The organism is Streptomyces albus subsp. chlorinus (assembly GCF_013302895.1).
Taxonomy (GTDB): domain Bacteria; phylum Actinomycetota; class Actinomycetes; order Streptomycetales; family Streptomycetaceae; genus Streptomyces; species Streptomyces chlorinus.
In genome coordinates this window covers 5,022,562-5,028,798 of sequence record NZ_VJOK01000001.1, presented here as the reverse complement: position 1 = coordinate 5,028,798, position 6,237 = coordinate 5,022,562, and the positions used below count along the sequence as shown (strand labels likewise).

Annotated in this window: 6 protein-coding genes; 2 read left to right on the top strand and 4 right to left on the bottom strand. The window is 74.3% G+C overall.

Translation table 11 applies throughout. The features are described 5' to 3' along the window. Positions 1 to 159 precede the first annotated feature (159 nt). Positions 160 to 1,122, top strand: a complete 963-nt coding sequence (locus FM076_RS22060) for an alpha/beta fold hydrolase (protein ID WP_173872709.1) — start codon at positions 160 to 162, stop codon at positions 1,120 to 1,122. 30 nt (positions 1,123 to 1,152) lie between these two features. Here FM076_RS22060 and FM076_RS22055 read toward each other — a convergent pair whose 3' ends face one another. The 3 genes from FM076_RS22055 to FM076_RS22045 form a co-directional block, all read right to left on the bottom strand. Then, complete coding sequence (locus FM076_RS22055; RefSeq protein ID WP_173872708.1) at positions 1,153 to 1,761, bottom strand: MarC family protein; 609 nt, start codon at positions 1,759 to 1,761, stop codon at positions 1,153 to 1,155. 595 nt (positions 1,762 to 2,356) lie between these two features. Beyond that, complete coding sequence (locus tag FM076_RS22050; protein WP_173872707.1) at positions 2,357 to 3,202, bottom strand: PHP domain-containing protein; 846 nt, start codon at positions 3,200 to 3,202, stop codon at positions 2,357 to 2,359. Between the two features lie 134 nt (positions 3,203 to 3,336). Next, a complete protein-coding gene (locus tag FM076_RS22045) occupies positions 3,337 to 3,975 on the bottom strand; it encodes a DUF6758 family protein (protein WP_173872706.1) in 639 nt (212 codons plus the stop codon). Between the two features lie 215 nt (positions 3,976 to 4,190). Here FM076_RS22045 and FM076_RS22040 point away from each other — a divergent pair, with 215 nt between their 5' ends. Continuing rightward, complete coding sequence (locus FM076_RS22040; protein ID WP_173872705.1) at positions 4,191 to 5,429, top strand: MFS transporter; 1,239 nt, start codon at positions 4,191 to 4,193, stop codon at positions 5,427 to 5,429. A 151-nt stretch (positions 5,430 to 5,580) separates the two neighbouring features. Here the strand turns inward: FM076_RS22040 and FM076_RS22035 are convergent, their stop codons facing one another. After that, positions 5,581 to 6,174, bottom strand: coding sequence for a suppressor of fused domain protein (locus FM076_RS22035; RefSeq protein ID WP_173872704.1), 594 nt, complete (start codon positions 6,172 to 6,174; stop codon positions 5,581 to 5,583). Between the last annotated feature and the right edge of the window lie 63 nt (positions 6,175 to 6,237).

Sequence of the window (6,237 nt, the reverse complement as noted above, 5' to 3'; positions counted from 1 at the left end):
GAGCTGACCTCCCCTCCCGGCAGGCGCCGGGAGGCCCCGCACGGTCCGTCACGGCCCGGTACCCCGACGGGGTGCCGGGCCGTTCGCGTGCCCGTCCCGTCCCGCCGGTGCGGGAGGCCACCGTGCCGGGCGGGCCGGGCGGACGGGTAGCGTCCTGCCATGAGCAAGCCCCCCTTCCTCGCGCTGCCCGCCGGGGTACGCGCCTACCGGTTGGCCACCCCGCGCGGCGAGTTCGCGGTGCACGACACCGGCGGGCCGGGCCCCGTGCCGGAGACGGACGGCCCGGAGCGGGGACAGGACGCCGGGCCGGGCACGGGGTCGCGCGGGCGGGCGGGGCGGACCGCGCTGCTGGTGCCGGGCTTCACGGGCAGCAAGGAGGACTTCATCGGACTGCTGGAACCGCTGGCCGGGGCCGGGTTCCGGGTGGTGGCGATGGACGGGCGGGGCCAGTTCGAGACGGGCGGCCCGCACGACGAGGCGGCCTACGCGCAGGACCCGCTCGCCCAGGACGTGCACGCCGTGACCCGCGCCCTCACGGCGTCCTCGCCCGGCGGTGTCCACCTGGTGGGGCACTCGATGGGCGGACTGGTCGCCCGCGCCGCCGTCCTGCGGGACGCGGCCCCCTTCGCCTCGCTGACGCTGCTGAGCTGCGGCCCCGCCGCGGTCTCCGCCTCCCAGCAGCAGCGGGTGCGCATGCTGCTGGGCGCGCTGGGTTCGATGAGCATGGCGGCCATCTGGGAGGTCATGCGGGAGCTGGACCAGTCGGTGGGCGCGGCGGGTGAGGCCCCGTACGCGCGGCGCGAGGTGGCGGAGGCCTCGGCGGCGATGGAGGAGTTCCTGCGCCGGCGCTGGCTGGCCAACGTCCCCGAGCAACTGGCGGCGACGGGACGCCAGCTGCTCACCGAGCCGGACCGGGTGGCCGAGCTGGCCGCGCTGCCGGTGCCCGTCCACGTGGTCTCCGGTGCCGAGGACGACGCCTGGCCGGTGCCGCAGCTTGACGCGATGGCCGCGCGGCTGGGTGCCCGGCGTACGGTCGTACCGGGCACCGGCCACTCCCCCAACGCCGAGCGGCCCGGGGAGACGGCGGACGCACTGGCCGGGTTCTGGCGCGGCGCGGTCTGAGATCCGCGCGGTCCGGGGGCGGCCGGGCGGTCAGCCCTTGCCCTGGATGAACTGAGTGATGCCGCCCGCGATCTGCTGCACGGCGATGGCGGACAGCAGCATGCCCGAGAGCCGGGTGACGAGCACGACGCCGCCGTCCTTGATGATCCGGATGATCAGCAGCGAGTAGCGCATCACCAGCCACAGGACCAGGTGCATGGCCACGATCGCGGTCCACACCGACAGCTGCCCGCCCCAGCCGTCGGCGTGCTGCACGGCAAGGATGACGGAGACGATCGCGCCGGGCCCGGCCAGCAGCGGCATGCCCAGGGGGACGAGGGCGACATTGACGTCCTTGGTCTGGGTCGGCTCGTCGGACTTGCCCGTCAGCAGGTCGAGCGCCACCAGCAGGAGCAGCAGCCCGCCCGCCACCATCAGGGCGGGGATGGAGACGTGGACGTAGTCGAGGATCTGCTTGCCGCAGATGCCGAACAGTGTGATCACCCCGAAGGCGACGGCCGCGGCCTGCCACGCCATCCTGCGCTGGACCTTCACCGGCCGCCCCGAGGTGAGGCCGAGGAAGATCGGGGTGATGCCGGGCGGGTCCATGATCACGAACAGGGTGAGGAAGACGGAGCCGAAGAGAGCGAAGTCGAACACGGTGGTGCCTGTGCCTTGTCGAGGGATGTACGGAAAGGGGGGAGAGGGAAGTCGGGGAAGCCGGGGTAAGTGGGCGGAAAACGGGAGTTGTCGGGGGGCGCGCGGGCGTGGGGCTCGGGCGCGGGACGGATACCTGCGGGCCGCCGTCGTCCTCACCGCCCCATCCCCGCCCTCACCTCCGCCCCGGGACGCTCGATGAGGAGCGGGGGGCGGGGAGTGGGAGCGGGGCGGTCGGTGGAGCGCGGCGGCGGGCCGGCCGGGCGCGGGCCGGCGAGCGGACTGCCCGCGGGGAGCGAGCGGGCACCGGCAGGGCGCCGGTCCCAGGGTGCCGTCTCACGCCCGTCGAATGCCCGCCCCGGACTCCTGCGCGCGTGACCCCGTCCGAACAGGCTCGGTCCGAGAGGGCTGCCCCAACCGGGCGGGCTCCGCGCGGGCGGGCTCCGCTGGGAGGGCTCCGCGTGGGCGCGGTCCCGGCCGGACAGGCCCCGTCCGAGCCGGACTCCGTGCGGGCGGGTCCTGGCCGACTGGGTGCCGCCCGGCGACCCGGGCTTCCCGAGGGGGCTGTCCGGTGGCCGGCGTGCGGCCCGCGCCGGGCTCAGCCCGTGACGGGGGCGGTGCCTGAGCCGCGTGCGGCGATCTCGGCGTAGACGTCGGGGGCGGTGGTGAAGTCGCCGAGGGAGACGGTCTTGCGGCTGCCGTGGTAGTCGCTGGACCCGGTGGCCAGCAGGCCGAGGTCGGCGGCGAGACCGTGCAGCCGCCGGCGGGTCTCGGGGGTGTGGTCGGCGTGGTCGGCCTCGACACCGTCGAGACCGGCCGCGGCCAGCTCGGCTATCGCGCTCTCGGGCACGCACTGGCCGCGCTTGGCCGCCAGCGGGTGCGCGAAGACGGCGACACCGCCCGCGCCCTTGATCAGCCGCAGGGCGTCGAAGGGGTCCAGCTCGTGCTTGGCGACGTAGGCACGCCCGTCGTTGGCGAGCCATTCCTCGGTGAAGGCGTCGGAGACGGTCTCGACGACGCCTGCCTCGACCATGGCGGTGGCGATGTGCGGGCGGCCCACCGAGCCGTCCCCCGCGATGCGCCGGACCTGGTCCCAGGTGACGGGCACGCCCAGCTCGCGCAGCCTGTCGACCATGGTCCGGGCGCGGGGCACGCGGTCGTCGCGCACCAGTTCGCGTTCGCGTGCCAGTTCGGGCTCGGCGGGATCGAAGAGGTAGGCCAGCATGTGCAGGCTGATGTCGCCCAGCCGGCAGGAGAGTTCCGCGCCGGTGACCAGGGTGAGGCCCGCCGGCAGGGCGGCGATGGCCTCCTCGTACCCCGCGACCGTGTCGTGGTCGGTGAGCGCCACCACATCCAGGCCGGCCGCGGCGGCGTTGCGCACCAGCTCGGCCGGGGAATCGGTGCCGTCGGAGGCGGTGGAGTGGGTGTGCAGGTCGATGCGCACGTCGACGGGCTCCGAGAGGTGGTGGGCGGCGGGATGACGGGCTCATGGCGAGCGTCGTCCAGGATAGCCGTACCGTCCGCCGTCCCTTCGGGCCAGGCCGCAGCAGGTCCCGGCCGTACGCGCGAGGCGCGGGCTCAGGCGATCAGCCGGGGGGAGAGGGCTCCGCAGGGCACCAGGTCGATCTCGGCACCCGCGTCCCGCAGGTCGGTCAGCACCAGCTCGTCGTAGAGGATCAGCCCGGACTCCTGCGGCCAGACGACGGCCCACAGCCACAGCCCGCACGCCTCCCCCGCGAAGACCGCGCGGTCCTCGGGGGCGCCCTCGACATGCCACAGCGGCGTGGGACGGCCGGCGGCCAGGACCTTGGCGTGGGGCGGCTTCCCCGTGCAGATGGCGGGTCCGGGGTCGGGGCCCTCGATCCCGGCGTAGCGCGCCCCCAGTCCGACGCCCAGTTCCTCGGCGATCAGCAGGAGTTCCCCGGGGCCGCCGAGCGGGGCGGGTCCCGAGCAGGCGACAGCGGTGGCCCGGCCGCCGCTCCGGTCGTCCCCCGCGCAGGTCACCCCGGTGAAGAGCCAGCCGACGGGGAGTGGCCAGGGCATCCATACGGGCACCTGGGTGCGGCCCACGACGACGGCGAGCGCCTCGACGCTGGGCGGGAGGACCGGCTGGAGCGGGTGCACAGCGCCGTGCGCACCGCACTGCCAGGTGTCGGCGAAGAGACCGGGCGCCCGGACCCGGCTACCGCACTTCGGGCAACTGGGTTCGCCCCTCATGACGCCTAACGGTCCTACCGGGTCGCCGTCCCGTCAAGGACGATCACCCACCTGGACCCCAGGCCCGTGCACCACTCTGCGTGAGGGCCGCAGGTCGCGGGGTGACTATCCGGTGATCATATAGCTGGTGTTTGCACTAATTAGCCTCTCTAACTTATTGTCTGTATACACCAACCATTTCCCGGCGCACAGACAACCGAGAAGGAGCCGCAGGCATGAGTGGTGATCCGTTCGACGAGGGCGGCGGCACCAGCGTCAGCATTCTCCGCCAGCCGAAGGCCGTGTGGGCCACGGCGGGCGCCTCCGTCGTCGCCTTCATGGGCATCGGACTGGTCGACCCGATCCTCCCCTCCATCGCCAAGGGCCTGGAGGCGACACCGAGCCAGGTCTCCCTCCTGTTCACCTCCTACTTCCTGATCACCGCCGTCGCCATGCTCGTCACCGGCTTCGTCTCCAGCCGGATCGGCGGGCGCAAGACACTGCTGCTCGGGCTCGCGCTGGTGGTCGTCTTCGCCGGACTCTCGGGCACCTCGCACTCCGTCGGCGAACTCGTCGGCTTCCGCGCCGGCTGGGGCCTGGGCAACGCGCTCTTCGTCTCCACGGCCCTCGCCGTGATCGTCGGCGCCGCCGCGGGAGGCAGCGCGGCGGCGATCCTGCTCTACGAGTCGGCGCTGGGACTCGGCATGGCCTGCGGGCCGCTGCTGGGCGCCGTGCTCGGCGACGCCAGCTGGCGCTTCCCGTTCTTCGGCACCGCGGTGCTGATGGCCATCGGCTTCGTGGCCATCACCGCGTTCCTCAAGGAACAGCCCAGGCCCGCGCGGAAGACCGCGCTGCTGGACCCGATCAGGGCCCTGGGCCACGGCGGCCTCGCCTCCGCGGCGGTCTCGGCGTTCTTCTACAACTACGCCTTCTTCACCGTGCTGGCCTTCACCCCGTTCGTCCTCGACATGTCGCCGTACCGCTCCGGCGCGGTCTTCTTCGCCTGGGGCGTGCTGCTGGCGGTCTTCTCCGTCCTGGTCGCGCCGAAGCTCCAGGAGCGCTTCGGCTCGCTGCGCGTGCTGGCCGCCTCACTGGTGCTGATGGCCCTCGACCTGGTGGTGCTGGGCTACGGCGGCCACACCGCCGCCATCGCCGGGACCGTCGCCTCCGGTGCCTTCATCGGACTGAACAACACCGTCTACACCGAGCTGGCGCTGAGCGTCTCCGACGCGCCCCGGCCGGTCGCCAGCGCGGGCTACAACTTCGTCCGGTGGTTCGCCGCCGCCGCGGCGCCCTTCCTGGCACCCAAGATCGAGGAGTGGAGCGACATCCACATCCCGTTCGTGGTCGCGGCCCTGGCGGCGCTGGTGGGCGCGGCGATCGTCGGCGTCCGCCGCAGGGCCCTGGTCATGGAGGCCGAGGAACACCTGTCCGAGCAGACCCTGCCCGCGGCTCCGGCGAGCTCCACGGTGTGACCCGCCCCGGCGCCGGGCCGGCTCCCTCGGGCCCCGGCCCGGTCCCGACCAGGCCGGGGCCGGCCCACCGGGATACGGCCCGGCACCGCAAGAGCCGGCCCGGCACCGCAGGAGCCGGCCCCGCGGTCTCCTCCGCGCCCGGGCGGGCCGCCTACGTCCCCAGCGGTACCGCGCCGCGCAGCGGATCGCGCAGATCCGTCTCATGCCTCAGCCAGCGCTCCTGGAGCGCCTCGGCGCCGTGGACGCGCTTCCAGGCGGCCTCCGTCGGCGTCATGGGCAGCAGGGGCAGGAAGCGCACCGGGTCCCGGGGCGGGTCGAGGGGCAAGTCCTCGACCAGGCCGCCGGGTTCGGCCACCAGGACGGAGGTGAAGGGGGCCGAGGGCCAGAGGGGCTCACCGGTGTCGAGGGAGGCGCCCGGGGCCACGACGACGCCCTCGACCTGGGGCGAGGCCGCGAGTACGGCGAGCGGTCGCAGCACCTTGTCCGTGTCGGCGCGTCCGGCCCGTACCGTCAGCAGCAGTTCGGCGCGCGGCCCCCGTTCGGGGTCGGCCAGCGCCTGCGCGGGGTCGGTCATGGGCGCCGCCGCCATGCCGAGGGTGGCGTACCGCACAGTGCCCGCCCCGGCGTCCACGAACCGCAGCACCTCGATGCGTTCGGTTCCCAGGAAGGTGACCGAGGCGCGGGCGTCGGGCTCTCCGAAGGTCTCGCGCAGCCGGGCGTCGACCAGGGTGAGGACGTCGTTCATCCGGCGAGCATAGAGCGCGGTCCGGGCCGTCAGGAGGGCGGCCCGGGGAGGCGGCGGCGCGGC

Coding starts and splice junctions, on each gene's coding strand:
- FM076_RS22060 (WP_173872709.1), top strand. CDS start 160: ATGAGCAAGCCCCCCTTCCTCGCGCTGCCCGCCGGGGTACGCGCCTAC.
- FM076_RS22045 (WP_173872706.1), bottom strand. CDS start 3,975: ATGAGGGGCGAACCCAGTTGCCCGAAGTGCGGTAGCCGGGTCCGGGCG.
- FM076_RS22040 (WP_173872705.1), top strand. CDS start 4,191: ATGAGTGGTGATCCGTTCGACGAGGGCGGCGGCACCAGCGTCAGCATT.
- FM076_RS22035 (WP_173872704.1), bottom strand. CDS start 6,174: ATGAACGACGTCCTCACCCTGGTCGACGCCCGGCTGCGCGAGACCTTC.